The sequence below is a fragment of the Shewanella sp. Scap07 genome (assembly GCF_013394145.1).
In the GTDB taxonomy this organism is placed as follows: Bacteria; Pseudomonadota; Gammaproteobacteria; order Enterobacterales; family Shewanellaceae; genus Shewanella; species Shewanella waksmanii.
Genome location: NZ_CP041329.1, coordinates 4,909,713 through 4,925,555 on the forward strand (window position 1 = coordinate 4,909,713; position 15,843 = coordinate 4,925,555).

Here is a 15,843-nt window from a genome sequence, read left to right on the forward strand (position 1 = left end):
TCTCGCTGAGTGACTAAATGTTTATACTGATTGGTATAAGCTAGTCACGTCAGGCACAAAAAAGCCCAGCTAAGCTGGGCTTTTTTATCGAGTTAACACGACTTAGTCAGTGCTAGTCGAGCGGGCTTGTTTTGCCGCTTTGGCTTCTTGACGTTCGCGCTTACTAAATATCCGCTCTACCACAACAAAGAAGATTGGGATAAAGAAAATACCTAAGAAGGTCGAGCTCATCATACCGCCAAGTACACCCGTACCAATCGCGTTTTGGCTACCAGAGCCTACACCCGAGCTAATGGCTAACGGTACAACACCGAGACCGAAAGCGAGTGAGGTCATGATAATAGGACGTAAACGTACTCGAACCGCGTGCAAGGTTGCATCAACCAAAGTCGCGCCTTTTTCATAGTATTCTTTAGCAAATTCTACAATCAAAATCGCGTTCTTAGTTGCCAGACCCACGGTAGCTAGCAAGCTCACTTGGAAGAATACGTCGTTAGGTAACCCGCGGGCATTCATCGCTATCAATGAACCAATAATCCCTAATGGCACTACCAGTACGACCGCAAAAGGCACAGACCAGCTTTCATAAAGAGCCGCAAGTACTAAGAACACCACAATAATCGACAGTGCATATAGCAATGGTGCTTGGTTACCTGATAAACGTTCTTCATAAGATAGCCCGTTCCACTCAACGCCAAAACCAGGTGGTAGCTGTTGCACCATAGCTTCAATGTCAGCCATGGCTGCACCGGTACTATAACCTTGGACTGTACCACCTTGAATGTTCACCGCCGGTAAGCCGTTAAAACGTTCTAGACGAGGTGAACCAAACTCCCACGACCCTGTAGCAAAGGCTGAGAATGCCACCATTTCGCCTTGTGCATTACGCACATACCAAGTGTCTAAGTCTTCTGGCTGCATACGATATTGCGCTTCACCTTGAACGTAAACCTTCTTAACACGGCCACGGTCGATGAAATCGTTAACATAGCTGCCACCCCAAGCGGTACCAATGACGCTATTTACGGCATCAATGTCCACACTAAGGGCACGCAATTTGGCGTGATCGACATGAATTTGATACATAGGTGCATCTTCTTGGCCATTAGGTCGCACGCCAACTAAGTTGGGATTTTGCGACGCCATACCAAGCAACATGTTACGGGCTTCAATCAGCTTTTCATGGCCTTGACCACTACGGTCCTGCAGATACAAATCAAAACCGTTAGCGGTACCAAGTTCAATCACTGCTGGCGGAACGAAAGCAAATACAAAGGCTTCTTTCATCTGCATGAACATGCCCATGGCACGCCCAGCAACAGACTGCACATCTTGGCCTTCGCCTTTACGCTCCGACCAATCTTTTAAGCCAACGAATGCGATACCCATGTTTTGACCGCTACCCGCGAAACTAAAGCCCGAAACACTGAAGACCGACTTAACATTGTCGCCTTCTTGGTTCAGATAAAAGTCAGTGACTTTTTCCATCACTTCTTTGGTGCTTTCTTGGGTTGAGTTCACCGGCAAAATCGCCTGAGTAAACAAGATACCTTGGTCTTCGTCTGGCAAGAATGCAGTAGGCATACGCATAAACACCCAGGCAACGGCAACTGAAATTGCCAAGTACACCAACATCACTCGACCGGTACGCTTGATCATCTTAGCGACGTTCGCTTCATAACGAGCAGTTAAGTTGTCAAAGCTACGGTTAAACCAGCCAAAGAAGCCGGTTTTAGCATGACTGGCACCCTTTTTAATCGGCTTAAGCATGGTGGCACACAGTGCTGGTGTCAGAATAATTGCAACCATCACTGACAACGCCATTGCGGTCACAATCGTCACCGAGAACTGACGATAAATCACCCCGGTTGACCCTGACATAAATGCCATAGGAACAAACACGGCAGACAAGGTTAAACCAATACCCACCAATGCCCCAGTGATCTGATCCATGGATTGCTTGGTCGCCTCGATAGGGCTCAAGCCCTCTTCTTGCATGACCCGCTCAACGTTCTCCACCACTACGATGGCATCATCAACTAACAGACCGATGGCCAGAACCATAGCGAACATGGTCAAAGTGTTGATTGAGAAACCTAGCGCTGACAGCACGGCAAATGTACCGAGCAATACCACAGGAATCGCAATAGTTGGAATCAAGGTGGCGCGGAAGTTCTGCAAGAATAAGAACATGATCAAGAAAACCAATACCACGGCTTCTAGTAAGGTATGGACAACACCTTCAATCGAGTTCTCAACAAATGGCGTAGTATCGTAGGGATAAACCACTTCCATCCCTTCAGGGAAGAAAGGCTTTAACTCTTCAATCTTTTCTCGTACTAAGCCTGCGGTTGCCAAAGCGTTGGCGCCAGTAGCAAGCTGAATACCAATACCCGCCGCTGGCAGACCATTGTAGTATGACTCAACATCATAACTTTCAGCACCTAGCTCAACACGAGCCACATCTTCTAAGAATACCTTAGCGCCTGATGGATCAGACTTAATGATAATCTTTTGGAACTCTTCCGCTGTCGTGAGACGACTTTGGGCAGATACAGTCGCATTAAGCTCTTGGCCTGCAACCGATGGCGCACCACCTAATTGACCAGCAGAAACCTGCGCATTCTGTTCTTGAATTGAGCCGATGATATCTTGTGTAGTGAGGTTGTATTGAGTCAATTTCATTGGGTCAACCCATATACGCATCGCGTATTGAGCACCAAACAATTGAATCGAGCCCACACCAGCCACACGGCTTAGCGGTTCTTGAACGTTTGAACCTACATAGTCAGAAATATCATTCTTTTCTAACGAGCCATCTTGCGATACAAAACCCAGTACCATCAAGAAACCCGCACCCGACTTAGAAACGTTTACCCCTTGGGCTTGCACTTCTTGCGGTAGCAAAGGCATGGCTAATTGCAGTTTATTCTGCACTTGAACCTGGGCAATATCTGGATCGGCTTCAGCGTTAAACGTTAGGGTAATTTGCGCATTACCAAAACTATCACTGGTGGAAGAGATATAACGTAGATGGTCTAAACCTGTCATACGTTGCTCGATCACCTGAGTAACCGTATCTTCCATGGTTTTAGCCGATGCACCAGGGTACACCGCCTGAATAACCACCGAAGGTGGCGCAATACTAGGGTATTGCGAAACCGGTAATTTGGAAATCGATAGCACACCCGCTAACATCACCAAAATGGCGATCACCCAAGCAAAAATAGGGCGATCGATGAAAAAACGTGCCATAACTTAACCCTATTTCTGTTGCGAAGTTTCTGACTTATTCATATCAACTTCTTTAGCCGATACTGGCGCGCCAGGACGAATTTTTTGTAAGCCTTCAACGATCAGTTTATCGCCAGTTGCAAGACCATCAACCACTCGCCACTGGTTATCAATCACTTCAGCCGTGGTGATAATGCGTGATTCCACTTTATTGTCAGCGTTAACCAACATGGCGACTGCCTGACCTTTAGTGTTACGGGTAATCGCTCGCTGCGGCACCATAATCGCTTGAGGATCGGTACCAGCATTTAATACCGCACGCACATACATACCAGGCAATAACACACCTTCTGGATTAGGGAATTCTGCACGTAATGTCACTGAACCGGTGTTTTCATCCACACTCACTTCAGAGAACTGCAAAGAACCGATGTGATCGTAATGCGTACCATCTTCCAAAATCAGCGATACATCAGCATTCTCAGCCGCCTGCAACGAACCTTGCTTCAATTTTGCCTTCAGGCGTAACAACTGAGCACTCGACTGAGCGATATCAATGTTAATTGGGTCAAGTTGTTGAATTTTAGCTAGCGTGTCAGCTTGATTGGCTGTCACCAATGCACCTGCTGTCACTGATGATTTACCAATACGACCGGAAATTGGTGCGTTTACATCGGTGTATACCAAGTTGATTTTGGCAGTATGAATCGCAGCTTTAGCCACAACGACATTCGCTTGGGCTTCTTTATACAGCGCGTCAGCTTCATCAAAATCTTGCTGACTAATGGCGTCGGTTTTAATCAATTCTTTAAAGCGTAAAGCTTTCGCTTTAGCTGATACTAACGAGGCTTCAGCACGAGCAAGGTCTGCTTCAGCACTTTTCAGCGCAGCTTCATAAGTGGCTGAGTCAATCTTGTACAAAGACTGCCCTTCTTCAACCACGCCACCTTCTACAAAGGTACGCGCAGTGATGATGCCGGTCGCTTGTGGTCGAACTTCAGCTTCTAAAAACGCTTTACTACGACCAGGAAGCTCTATTTCAATGGCTTGCGATTGTGCGCTGATGGTTAATACTCCCACCTCGACACTATTCGGCCCTTGCTGTGCTTGACCTTGCCCTTGTTCATCCTTCTGCCCACAAGCAGTCATCCATAACGCCACACTGATTATCGAGGCAATTTTAACTATTTGCCGCATGAGCACTCCTGATCTTTACTTATCATTAACCAACCCACCTGAAACGTAGATAATTTATCCAGTTCAAGTGGATTAAAAACATAATATATATGGGTAATATTTGAACGTGCTGTTATCTCACAAGTTACCGAAACCAACAAGCAAAACAGGCGAGTTAAATTGTAAGTTTGTGCAAATAAATGGGATAAATCATGATGTTATGTTAACCGTCGGTTAACTAATGATCAGTGCTACAGTGAAAGTTACACACTTGTAAACAACTGCTAATCTTGCCACTCGCAACCCTTTACTGAATGTCACACTTTCCGCTGCAAACTTAATTTTAACATCAGGTCATCAACACGCTGCGCTCACTGCCCATGCTGTACCCGTATTCGGGTCACCTATCACTAGACTGCACTTTGCAATCCAATCAACATATTACGCTACATTAGCATTAATATAGTTGATTAGGATGAATTTATTGTCACAACTATGATAAAAGTTGGCAATTTGTTGCGATAAAAGTGTAATTATCTTTTACGGCTAGCAATCGACACTTCAGAGATAAGATATGGCCACTATAAACGGTTGTCACCCACGCTGAGCGCCAAAATTCGACTGATGTCATTGAAGCTTCGATTTGACTGTTGCTGCCAATGGTTAAACGTTTGCTGGACTTGCTGCAGTCCTCGTTTAGAAGTAAACCCAGCATCAACCAACTTATGAGCCTTGAAATAGGCTTGGATATCTTGGGTAAGTAAGAAGGTATCTTTACCCACTGCTCGCAGAAAATAAGGGCCAGTATTGCCGCCAAGTCGCTGGCCTTTGCGCTTTAAGGTTTGCCAAAGCCCAACCATATCCTCCTGCGGCCATTGCGATAAAAACTTGCCGAAGCTGCCATGCTCGATAGCAAGTTCATGCACCATCAACGCATTGTCATAGATGGCTTGCGTCTTTTTAAAGTGGCGGATTAGTTTTACATCTTCTGCACGCTGTTGAATCTGATCTGGCGACAACATCAACACTTTGTGGGGTTCAAAATCGAAAAAAGCTTGCTGATACGCTGGCCACTTATTGTCGACAACCCGCCATACAAATCCACTTTGAAATACCTTTTTGCTCATCTGCGACAACAGCTCAGCATCAGATAACTCAGCCAAGGCCAATGGCGTTTGCCATTGTGCTAATAGTAACTGTAATTGCTCCTCGCCCCCTTTACGCTCACAAGCACGCTGGTAGATAGTTGCAAAAGATTCGGCGGTCATATTAGATGGCCCTCAATCATAAATTAGTCAGCCCATTATAAAAGTGTTACCCGGTTTAACTAGCGGTTTTTGCTTCGCCAACCATTAAATTTGAGTAATTAATAAACAAGTAATATAGTTAATCTGTTAGTTCTGATAACCAATTGAGGTATCACATGGACGCGGGGCAACTGTATCGCATGCTGGTTTTTGCCAGTGTGGTAAAACATGGTTCTTTAACTGCGGCAGCGGATAGTCTGGCAATTAGCCGCTCAATGGTCAGCCAACACCTAAAACGCTTAGAGCAGCGATGTGGGACGAGTCTGTTACACCGCACCACTCGCAAGATTAGCCTAACAACCGAAGGCCAAGCGTTCTATTTCTATTGCGCCGAGCTACTGCACTTAGCAAACCAAGCTGATAGCGCCCTTATTCCCGCAGATGACCAGCTAAGGGGCAGTATTAAACTCACCGCTCCGGTGGCCTTTGGCGAGCGCTGCTTAATTCCAATCCTCACTGATTTTCATCGACAGTACCCGCATCTACACCTCAACTTGCAACTTGACGACAATCAACGAGACCTGATTGAACATAAGATTGATTTGGCTATTTCGGCACAACCACTTAACGATACTCGCCTCACCAGTGTCAAAATTGCCCAGTATGACGAGTACATTGTTGCCAGTCCCAAATACACCGCGAAGCAAGGCACTCCTTTGCACCCCGATAGTTTAGGCGAACACCGCTGGGTACTGCATAGTGGCAATCAATTACCCATCAAGTTGCAGCTAGATAATAGCGACAAAGAGCGCTTCGGCGTGGCCATCACTCCCTTTGCCTGCTGCAATACGCTAAACGGGACGATGGAACTGGTTATTAGTGGTGTCGGCATAGGCATGCTAGAAGAGCACCTCGTCAGTGATGCATTAGCTAGCGGTGAGCTAGTGCGACTATTGCCAGATTATCATCTTGGTAATAAAGGCTTTTTTGCATCACATCCATATCAAGATCAGCTGCCGCCAAGAGTCGCTGCATTACTCAATTTGCTGCAGCAACAGTTTGCCAATCCATAAGAATAAAATTGACTACTTTTCTCTGCAATAGGCCGACTTTGGGGCTAAAATTAAGACTCTAGTTAAACAAAGGAGGCAGTTAAGATGGAGCTATTTTACCATCCCTTGTCTCGCTACAGCCAAAAGGTATTGCTGGCTTTATATGAAAAGCAGGCCAATTTTTATGCCCGCATTGTACATTTAGACGACCCTTTATCTCGGCAACAATTTCTAACCTTAAGCCCTTTAGGTAAATTGCCTCTGCTACAAACTGCTGAAGGCACGCATATACACGAAGCCAGCATTATTATTGAATACTTAGATCAGCAACTAAACCAAGGCACACAACTTATCAGTTTACAGCCACAGCAAGCGTTAGAGATCAGACGCTTCGATCGCCTGGTTGATCATGATTTTAATGACATACTCTATCAAATAGAATGTGCAAAGCAGGCTACATTGGATGAAATTAAGCTACTCAGTCTGAATAAACGTTTGGCCCTGTTGCTTGATCAGCTTGATAGTCAATTGAGCCAACAACATTGGCTTTGTGGTGACCGGTTTAGTTTGGCAGATTGCGGGCTGATTCCTTGCTTAGTAGAAGCAAAGCACCATGTAAAACTCTACCAATACCAAGAAATTAACCGCTATTTACATCAAGCTATGGCCCGCGGCGCTTTTACCCAGGTATTTGACGAAGTCAGTGTGGCTAAAGACAAAGCCTCAGCGGGATATCGACCGATCCGCTAATGGCTTTGTGTAGTGCTAAACTAGATATTGCGCTCTTTTTTCAATTGCAAAAATGCAATCCACTTTTGCACTTCAGGCGGCAGTTCTGGCTCGGGGCCAGTAAAACCGGCCTCTTTAACAATATGACTAATAGGCACTTGCTTACCTTTACACACAAATACCCCACGAACATGGACAATGCAATGCAGGCCTTTTGCACTGACAAAACGCTGCTCAATGTAAAAGTACTTCTCGTCCCAACCCACCAGCTTAGATTCAATTTCAAACTTAACAAAGGGCTTAATATCGCGAATGTAAGTAAACTCTGCCGCATTAACGATCGGAAACCACTTCAAAGCTAAAAAGCGCTTAAGCAGTCCCATTTCAGCTAACATATAGGTTCGCGCTAAATCCATCAGCGCCGGATAACGCGAATTAGTCATGTGCAAGTTGATATCACAATCGAGCGGTAGCGCGCGAAAATCGATATGACTCGTCCCCAAGAAATCGATTTTTTTACAATGACGTACCCGCCAAACCATTAACCATATCAACCTAAAATAGAGATTCATTTACCACTTTCCCTTGTTTGTAAGGCCGAAAAGGCTATCAGAGGTCTTACCAGATCACAAGTCACAAAAAATCATTACAGTAGGTGACCAGTCGCGCAATAAAAAAGGGAAAGCTTTCACTTTCCCTTTTAAATAGTACCGCCGTAATTACTGCTCTATTCCGCTGTGTCGCAGTAGCGCATCAATTTTTGGCTCGCGGCCACGGAAACGTTTAAACAGCACCATAGGTGACTCACTGCCGCCCATCTCAAGAATGTTTTCTAGGAAACTGCGGCCCGTTTCACGGTTGAAAATACCCTCTTCTTCAAACCGTGAGAACGCATCAGCAGATAATACTTCAGCCCACTTATAGCTGTAGTAACCCGCTGCATAACCACCAGCAAAAATATGAGCAAAGCTGTGTTGAAAGCGATTAAAGTCTGCGGCTTTTACCACTGCCACTTGCTGTCTAACTTCATCAAGCTTTTGCTGCACATTCGCGCCCTTATCGGCATCAAACTCGTGATGCAGGCGAAAATCGAATAGTGAAAACTCCAATTGACGTAACATCATCATGCCTGACTGGAAGTTCTTTGCCGCCAGCATCTTATCTAGCAGGGCTTTAGGAAGTGGTTCACCGGTTTCAAAATGGCCAGATATCTCTGCCAACGCTTGCTCTTCGTAACACCAATTCTCAAGGAACTGACTAGGTAACTCGACTGCATCCCAAGGCACACCATTAATGCCAGAAACACCACCCACATCAATCTTGGTCAACATATGGTGGATACCATGACCAAATTCATGGAACAACGTCGTGACTTCATCATGGGTAAATAGCGCTGGCTTACCATCAACCGGTGCATTGAAATTACAGGTGAGATAAGCCACAGGTTTTTGCAAGCCATTGGCAGTCAAACGTCGTGCGCGGCAATCATCCATCCATGCGCCACCACGCTTACCTTCTCTGGCGTATAGATCGAGGAAAAAGCTGCCACGATGGCAATCTTCTGCATCGAAAATGTCGAAAAAGCGCACATCTTTATGCCATGTATCAACACCTTGTCGCTCTTCTATTCGCAAACCAAATAGCTGCGATACGGTATAAAACAATCCAGACAACACCCTATCTTCAGGGAAATACGGGCGTAAGGTTTCCTGTGAAATCTCATATTTATGCTGCTTGAGCTTTTCGGCATAGTAGCTCAAATCCCAAGGGGCTAGCTCAGTTACGTTAAAATGCTCTTTAGCAAATGCAGTTAACGTAGCTAATTCGTTTTGTGCTTGAGTTTTAGACTGCGACGCCAGTTCATTGAGGAACTCAATCACTTGTTCTGGGCTTTCAGCCATCTTGGTTGCCAATGATTTGTCAGCAAAGCTGTCGAAACCAAGTAGCTGAGCAAGCTGATGGCGTAACGCGACGATTTCATCCATAAGTGGACTGTTATCAAACTCACCGGCATTTGGGCCTTGATCAGAAGCTCTGGTCACAAACGCGCGATAACATTCTTCACGCAGCTCGCGGTTATCACTGTAGGTCATCACCGGTAGGTATGAAGGAATGTCTAAGGTAAACAGCCAGCCTTGTTGCTCTTTAGCGCTTGCCATAGCTTTAGCAGCTGCAATCGCAGACTCTGGTAATCCTGCTAACTGCCCTTCATCGGTCACTAATTTTTGCCATGCATGGGTGGCATCAAGCAATTGATTTGAAAAACCACTGGTTAGTTCAGATAAACGTTTAACCAGTTTTCCATATTCTTGTTTACCCTCATCATTCAATCCAATACCTGAAAGCTCAAAATCACGTAAACTCTGGCTGATCACCTGCTGCTGAGCTTGGCTCAATGCGGCAAACTGCTCAGATTGATGGATCTGCTTATACGCTTGATATAAACCTTGGTGTTGGCCGACATAGGTGCCGTATTCAGATAATAGCGGTAAGCAGGCATCATGTGCTGCGCGCCACTCATCGGTACTGAGCACCGAATTCATGTGGGAAATAGGCGACCAAATCTGGCTCAACTGGTCATCAACTTGTTCTAGCGGCGCAATGAGGTTATCCCAGGTGAATCCACTATCATTACTTAATAGTTGATCAATTTTTTGCCGACAATCAGCTATCCCCTGTTCTACTGCGGCTTGGATATGCTCAGGTTTAATTTCAGAAAAAAGTGGCAACTCGGTACCGCGTAGCAAAGGGTTACTCATGTCTTGGCCTCAAAATCATTGTGTTAATTGATGAGATATGGGCGCACGCGGCTAGATTCAAGTTAAATCTGCCACTAACAACAACCTAGCGCACGTCTAACAGCCTATTGCATAAAAAACCTTGATCATGCTCAAGAAAATAATTTACACATAATTTACATTTGAGGTATTGATAAGTTGTTCGCAAATACAACCCATTATCATTTACAGTCGCGAATAGCGCTTTAAGATGACAGTGAATCTTTCGCCAATCACCTAAATTAGAGTCTTTCTATGTCTAGACTAATTAATGCCACCTTAGCCACTGCGCTCATGCTCACCGGCACTCAGGCTTACGCCCAAACCACTAGTGCCAATGTGGACGATGCCCACAGCAAAAATCTCATTGCCCACAACGACAGCCAAGATGTGCAAATACTGCTCGATCTTGGTTGGGACTCAAAATATATTTCCGAAGGGCGTAACAACCTCGAAAATGGGGGCATCTACTGGGGAACCGCCGCTATTCAGTATGACAATATCAATCTGTACGCTACGGTGGGGCGTGGTGATACAGACAACTACACTGAGTGGAACTTTGGTATTGAATATGGTTTTGATATTGGTGACAGCATAGAAGCCACTGTGGGCTATCAGCGGATTGAGGTTTATGCCGATGAACGTGAATTCGACAATGAGATATTTGCAGACCTCGCTTATACCGGCATCAGCTGGCTTACCCCCTCGGTTGCATACACCTATTCAACCGAAGCCGGTGGCTACTTTGTTGAAGCCAGCTTACACAGTAGCTGGGAGCTAACACAGCGCCTAACCGTGACCCCCTATGTCACTCAAGCATTCGATTTTCAATACGCCACAGAAGATCATAACGGCCCCAATCACTTTCAGCTGGGTGTAGAAGCTGAATTTGCCCTTAGTGAGCAAATCATGCTTTCAGGTCACATCAGCCACACCATCGCGCAAGACGACATCAAGCGTGAAATGGGTCAAGAAGTAGACAACCTTGATGAAACTTATGCTGGTATTCACCTGAGCTTTACCTTCTAAGCCTATGAGTCAACTCAACTAAGCCTAAGCGTTTGAGTTAAACTCAGGCAACACTTTGCCAATGGGACAATCGTTGACTACATTTACTAGCTATTAAAGCGAAGGAACGCTTTCAATTGTGCACAAGGAATGGCCTATGTCAGTCAACCTACGTCCCTATTGGTGTTGGGGCAGTTTCTGTCTGTTAGTTTGGATAACGCTCAGTCAAGTAAGCGCCAATGAAACGCAATCACACCTGCCGTTAGGCAGTGTGCTCGATAGTCACGGCAACCCCATTGCCATGCCAGAAAAAGCCGACGTGGCGTTACAATACACGCCTACGGTAAGCAGCCAACCTCAACGAGTTCAGCCCCGACACTCGACTAAACATTCAAAAGCCGATCGCCGCTTGAACAAACGCCGCCCAAACGTAGCCGATAACCCCAGTTGTCGCTGGCTCGATAAACGTATGCAAGGATTAGAAAAACAACTAAACAGTCAAAGACGCCAGCAATTTAGTCATCATGCTGAGGAGCTCGCCGTGCGTCAGCAAGAGTGGCAATGTTTGCAGTGTGGCGACACGGGACCAAAACCAAGCGACCATAGCCGTTGCCAATATCGACGTTAACTTGCAATACAAAACTCAATAAACGGGTCTTAGCTATATCGAAAGCTGGTTTGCAAATTTAATTGCCCCTACAATGACCAGCATCTGCATCAATGCAAAACTTTGGAGAAAGATATGGCTCAGCATTTTGACTACATCTGTTTAGGCGCCGGCAGCGGTGGCATCGCATCAGGTAATCGCGCGGCAATGCGTGGCGCTAAGGTGCTAGTGATTGAAGCAAAACACGTAGGTGGAACCTGTGTCAATGTGGGCTGTGTTCCGAAAAAAGTCATGTGGTATGGTGCCCATGTCGCTGAAGCAATGCACCTTTACGCTAAAGATTACGGTTTTGATGTTTCAGTCAATAAGTTTGATTGGAACGCGTTGGTCGATAACCGTGAAGCCTATATCGGTCGTATTCATGAAGCCTATGGCCGTGGTTTTGCCAGCAACAATGTTACCGTCATCAATGGCTACGGCCGCTTTGTTGATGGCAACACCATTGAAGTCAATGGTGAACATTACCAAGCCGACCACATTCTCATCGCCACAGGCGGCGCACCGACTATTCCTGATATTCCTGGTGCTGAATACGGTATCGATTCTGACGGTTTCTTCGCTCTGCGTGAACAACCCAAACGCGTTGCTGTGGTAGGCGCGGGCTATATCGCTGTCGAACTTGCAGGTGTGTTACACGCATTAGGCAGTGAAACCCACTTGTTAGTGCGTAAGCATGCGCCTCTGCGTAACTTTGACCCAATGCTCACCGAAGCATTAATGGATGCAATGGCGACTGACGGCCCGACTTTACATACCCACAGTATTCCAAAATCAGTCAGCAAGAATGCCGATGACAGCTTGACGCTGACATTAGAAAATGGCGAGAGCATCACCGTTGATACCCTTATTTGGGCCATTGGTCGCTCACCCGCAACCGGAAACATTGGTTTAGAAAATACCGATGTGCAGCTCAATGCTAAAGGTTATGTGGTCACTGATGCGCAACAAAATACGACCGCTAAAGGTATTTATTGTGTGGGCGACATTATGGAAGGTGGCGTAGAGTTGACGCCAGTTGCAGTTAAAGCCGGCCGTTTACTGTCGGAGCGCCTATTTGGCAACATGCCAGATGCGAAGATGGATTACAGCGTGATCCCAACAGTAGTATTTAGCCACCCAGCAATTGGTACGATGGGGTTAACCGAGCCAGAAGCCATCGCCCAATATGGTGAAGATAATATCAAGGTATATACCTCTGGTTTCACCTCAATGTACACCGCCATTACTGCCCACCGCCAAGCATGCAAAATGAAGCTAATTTGTGCCGGTGACAATGAAGTGGTTGTCGGTATCCACGGTATCGGCTTTGGCATGGATGAGATCCTGCAAGGATTTGGTGTCGCAATGAAAATGGGCGCCACCAAAGCCGATTTTGATGCAGTTGTTGCTATTCACCCCACTGGCGCAGAAGAGTTCGTTACCATGCGCTAACGACGACGTTAGGCTAACCTATTTAGCCAACGCCTACGCTAAAAGCTAGCCAACTCAGGCTAGCTTTTTTATTGCCAGTTACCTGCCCTTAAGTAAGAAAAATTGATGCTATGGATAAAATGATTTGAATTTTATTAATCACCGGCAATTTGTATAGTGACCCCATCCAGTACTCAGGCTTTCAATCTCACTAAACAAGCTGCTGCCGCAGCAAACCCAACTGAAAACCTAGACGACACCACTTATTCTTTGCCAATGAGGTCACTATGATCAACACCGCTAAACGAAAGTTACTCAGTGCGCCCACGCCTATGGCAGGTTTGGCCTTAGCCATTGCCAGTTTAGGTTGGTGTTGGGAGAGTTTTATTGACTTACACGGTTACGGTCAGTGGAGTAGCGCTGCCATTGCCAGCGTACTGCTGTTGATTCTAACCAGCCGATTTATTGCTCACCCACGCAGTCTTTTGCAAGATCTTGCCCATCCTGTAGTGGGTAGTGTCGTGCCGACCTTTGCTATGGCAACCATGGTGGTATCTAACTCAGTGGGACAATTCTCTGCATACGCGGGAGACATTCTGTGGTTGCTAGGGCTTGCGCTACACATTATTTTTCTGGCCAGTTTCTTATTCCATCGGGTAAGCGAGTTTGAGCTGCACCATATGGTGCCAAGCTGGTTTGTTCCGCCGGTGGGCATTGTGGTCGCTGATGTGTCGTTTTCAGGCAACCCCAATTTGTACCTGCTGGCCATGGCGGCACTGGTATTTGGGATGGCAACTTATGCCATCATGTTACCTATTATGATCTACCGATTGATGTTCACCCATGAGATCCCCGATGCCGCTAAGCCAACGGTGGCGATTCTTGCTGCACCCGCCAGCCTCTCATTAGCTGGCTACCTAACAGTGTCTGCCAATCCATCGCCATTAATTATCGCGCTATTATTCGGCATTGCCGTTTTGATGACCTTAATTATCTATTTCGCATTTTTCAAACTACTGCAATTGCCTTTCAGCCCAGGCTATGCGGCCTTTACTTTCCCCATGGTCATCGGCGCTACGGCCCTATTTAAAACCGCTCAGTGGATGGACAGTGTCAATATTGCGGCCCAATATGTACAACAAGTAAACCTATTGGCGGTTGTCGAACTAACCATCGCCACCTTGGTTGTGGGATACGTCGCGCTGCGGTATATCTGCTACTATGGCGCTCAAGCTACGTCCCCCGCCAGCGCGTAAATGAGCCAGCAGCATCATCAATTAAAGCGTTTGATCGCCCAACCAGCCTAAAGAGTCAATTTAATTTAATCTATAAATAAAATGAATTGAATTTATTAAAGCTCAAACAGTTTGTATAGTTGAAGCTGACAACGACTTTGAGTAATGGCTGAATGACCGCGCACGCCCGCCCTTTTTATAAACAAGCACGCTACTGGCCATTTTGCCTCATCGCCGTGGTGTGCTTGCTGCCAATTATCTCATCTCCTGTTGCACTCATTCTTGGATTAACTTTAGCCAGTTTAGGCCTAGTACCAAAGCAACTGGATTTAGGCGCCATCACCAAAAAGCTGTTGGCCTATTCGATTGTCGGCCTCGGATTTGGGATTCAGCTAGAGTCAGCCATCAATGCCAGCTTGGCCAACTTACCTTTGATTGTCGGCTCTATCATTGCCACTCTACTGCTAGGCTTTTTACTGACAAGGCTGCTTAATTTTGACAGTAAAACTGGCCACCTCATTTCGGCAGGAACCGCGATTTGCGGCGGCAGTGCCATTGCAGCGGTCGTCCCTGCGATACACGCTAAACCCGATCAAACCGCCATCGCGTTAGCCACCGTATTTATACTAAACTCTGTGGCTCTGTTTGTATTTCCAACTATTGGTCATTTGCTGGACTTAAGCCAATATCATTTTGGGGTTTGGAGCGCGATTGCTATCCATGATACCTCATCGGTTGTGGGCGCAGCCGCAGCTTATGGTGATGAAGCACTGGTCACAGCCACCACAGTGAAGTTGGCCAGAGCGTTATGGATAGTGCCATTGGCTTTATTCAGCGCCATGTTATTCGGCGGTGATAAAAAGCGCTTGGCCGTACCTTATTTTATTGGATTCTACTGTGTGGCGATTGCCATTGGACATTGGTTGCCACAAGGAGAGGCGCTCTACCAAATACTCTTTAGCTTGGCTAAACGACTATTGATTGTCTGCCTATTCTTTATTGGTGCAGGTATTACAGTGAACAAGATGCGTCAGGCCGGACATAAACCATTGTTGCTGGGTGTGTTGTTATGGCTAGCAATCGGTGGTGGGTCACTTATCTACATCATCAGCTTTACTTGAGGCTTTCATCCCCACCAACAAATAGAGCAACAGTAAAAAAGCACTTAAGTCGATGACTGAACGTAATAAACCTTCAGTACTGAGTGAGGCGCTAACAAAAACAACGCAACATAATATAATTAATAGTTTTCGCACGATTACCCCCACGGCCGACAATTAGATAGGCTAATTATTTCGCATCTGTGCC

At 46.1% G+C, this 15,843-nt stretch carries 12 protein-coding genes; 7 read left to right on the forward strand and 5 right to left on the reverse strand.

The window, feature by feature from the left end:
* Positions 1-102 precede the first annotated feature (102 nt).
* The 3 genes from FLM48_RS21675 to FLM48_RS21685 all read right to left on the reverse strand — a co-directional run bounded on the left by FLM48_RS21675 (position 103) and on the right by FLM48_RS21685 (position 5,678).
* The gene (locus FLM48_RS21675) at positions 103-3,255 is read right to left on the reverse strand and encodes an efflux RND transporter permease subunit (protein ID WP_179026106.1); all 3,153 of its coding nucleotides are present in this window, start codon (positions 3,253-3,255) and stop codon (positions 103-105) included.
* Positions 3,256-3,264: 9 nt separating this feature from the next.
* On the reverse strand, positions 3,265-4,431 hold the full coding sequence (locus tag FLM48_RS21680) for an efflux RND transporter periplasmic adaptor subunit (protein ID WP_179026107.1): 1,167 nt from the start codon (positions 4,429-4,431) through the stop codon (positions 3,265-3,267).
* Between the two features lie 560 nt (positions 4,432-4,991).
* Entirely contained in the window at positions 4,992-5,678 is a 687-nt protein-coding gene (locus FLM48_RS21685; RefSeq protein ID WP_179026108.1) for a DNA-3-methyladenine glycosylase I, read from the reverse strand.
* A 155-nt stretch (positions 5,679-5,833) separates the two neighbouring features.
* Here FLM48_RS21685 and FLM48_RS21690 point away from each other — a divergent pair, with 155 nt between their 5' ends.
* Both FLM48_RS21690 and FLM48_RS21695 read left to right on the forward strand, forming a co-directional pair.
* Positions 5,834-6,730, forward strand: a complete 897-nt coding sequence (locus FLM48_RS21690; RefSeq protein WP_179026109.1) for a LysR family transcriptional regulator — start codon at positions 5,834-5,836, stop codon at positions 6,728-6,730.
* A gap of 84 nt (positions 6,731-6,814) precedes the next feature.
* Positions 6,815-7,459, forward strand: coding sequence for a glutathione S-transferase family protein (locus tag FLM48_RS21695; RefSeq protein ID WP_028771938.1), 645 nt, complete (start codon positions 6,815-6,817; stop codon positions 7,457-7,459).
* 20 nt (positions 7,460-7,479) lie between these two features.
* Here the strand turns inward: FLM48_RS21695 and FLM48_RS21700 are convergent, their stop codons facing one another.
* A complete protein-coding gene (locus tag FLM48_RS21700; protein ID WP_028771939.1) occupies positions 7,480-8,010 on the reverse strand; it encodes a thioesterase family protein in 531 nt (176 codons plus the stop codon).
* A gap of 147 nt (positions 8,011-8,157) precedes the next feature.
* Positions 8,158-10,197, reverse strand: coding sequence for an oligopeptidase A (gene prlC / locus FLM48_RS21705; RefSeq protein WP_179026110.1), 2,040 nt, complete (start codon positions 10,195-10,197; stop codon positions 8,158-8,160).
* Positions 10,198-10,470: 273 nt separating this feature from the next.
* Between prlC and FLM48_RS21710 the strand changes: the two genes are divergently transcribed.
* The 5 genes from FLM48_RS21710 (at position 10,471) to FLM48_RS21730 (ending at position 15,656) form a co-directional block, all read left to right on the forward strand.
* On the forward strand, positions 10,471-11,244 hold the full coding sequence (locus FLM48_RS21710; protein WP_179026111.1) for a hypothetical protein: 774 nt from the start codon (positions 10,471-10,473) through the stop codon (positions 11,242-11,244).
* Between the two features lie 136 nt (positions 11,245-11,380).
* Complete coding sequence (locus FLM48_RS21715) at positions 11,381-11,851, forward strand: hypothetical protein (RefSeq protein ID WP_179026112.1); 471 nt, start codon at positions 11,381-11,383, stop codon at positions 11,849-11,851.
* A gap of 114 nt (positions 11,852-11,965) precedes the next feature.
* Entirely contained in the window at positions 11,966-13,321 is a 1,356-nt protein-coding gene (gene gorA / locus FLM48_RS21720) for a glutathione-disulfide reductase (protein WP_179026113.1), read from the forward strand.
* A 266-nt stretch (positions 13,322-13,587) separates the two neighbouring features.
* A complete protein-coding gene (locus tag FLM48_RS21725) occupies positions 13,588-14,556 on the forward strand; it encodes a TDT family transporter (protein ID WP_179026114.1) in 969 nt (322 codons plus the stop codon).
* A 152-nt stretch (positions 14,557-14,708) separates the two neighbouring features.
* Positions 14,709-15,656 (forward strand): YeiH family protein, encoded by a 948-nt coding sequence (locus FLM48_RS21730; RefSeq protein ID WP_179026115.1) that lies wholly within the window; start codon positions 14,709-14,711, stop codon positions 15,654-15,656.
* Positions 15,657-15,843: the final 187 nt, after the last annotated feature.

Excerpts from the sequence above, each read along its gene's own strand:
- FLM48_RS21710 (WP_179026111.1), top strand. The coding sequence starts at position 10,471 with ATGTCTAGACTAATTAATGCCACCTTAGCCACTGCGCTCATGCTCACC.
- FLM48_RS21715 (WP_179026112.1), top strand. The coding sequence starts at position 11,381 with ATGTCAGTCAACCTACGTCCCTATTGGTGTTGGGGCAGTTTCTGTCTG.
- FLM48_RS21730 (WP_179026115.1), top strand. The coding sequence starts at position 14,709 with ATGACCGCGCACGCCCGCCCTTTTTATAAACAAGCACGCTACTGGCCA.
- gorA (WP_179026113.1), top strand. The coding sequence starts at position 11,966 with ATGGCTCAGCATTTTGACTACATCTGTTTAGGCGCCGGCAGCGGTGGC.
- prlC (WP_179026110.1), bottom strand. The coding sequence starts at position 10,197 with ATGAGTAACCCTTTGCTACGCGGTACCGAGTTGCCACTTTTTTCTGAA.
- FLM48_RS21680 (WP_179026107.1), bottom strand. The coding sequence starts at position 4,431 with ATGCGGCAAATAGTTAAAATTGCCTCGATAATCAGTGTGGCGTTATGG.
- FLM48_RS21675 (WP_179026106.1), bottom strand. The coding sequence starts at position 3,255 with ATGGCACGTTTTTTCATCGATCGCCCTATTTTTGCTTGGGTGATCGCC.
- FLM48_RS21725 (WP_179026114.1), top strand. The coding sequence starts at position 13,588 with ATGATCAACACCGCTAAACGAAAGTTACTCAGTGCGCCCACGCCTATG.
- FLM48_RS21690 (WP_179026109.1), top strand. The coding sequence starts at position 5,834 with ATGGACGCGGGGCAACTGTATCGCATGCTGGTTTTTGCCAGTGTGGTA.
- FLM48_RS21700 (WP_028771939.1), bottom strand. The coding sequence starts at position 8,010 with ATGAATCTCTATTTTAGGTTGATATGGTTAATGGTTTGGCGGGTACGT.
- FLM48_RS21685 (WP_179026108.1), bottom strand. The coding sequence starts at position 5,678 with ATGACCGCCGAATCTTTTGCAACTATCTACCAGCGTGCTTGTGAGCGT.
- FLM48_RS21695 (WP_028771938.1), top strand. The coding sequence starts at position 6,815 with ATGGAGCTATTTTACCATCCCTTGTCTCGCTACAGCCAAAAGGTATTG.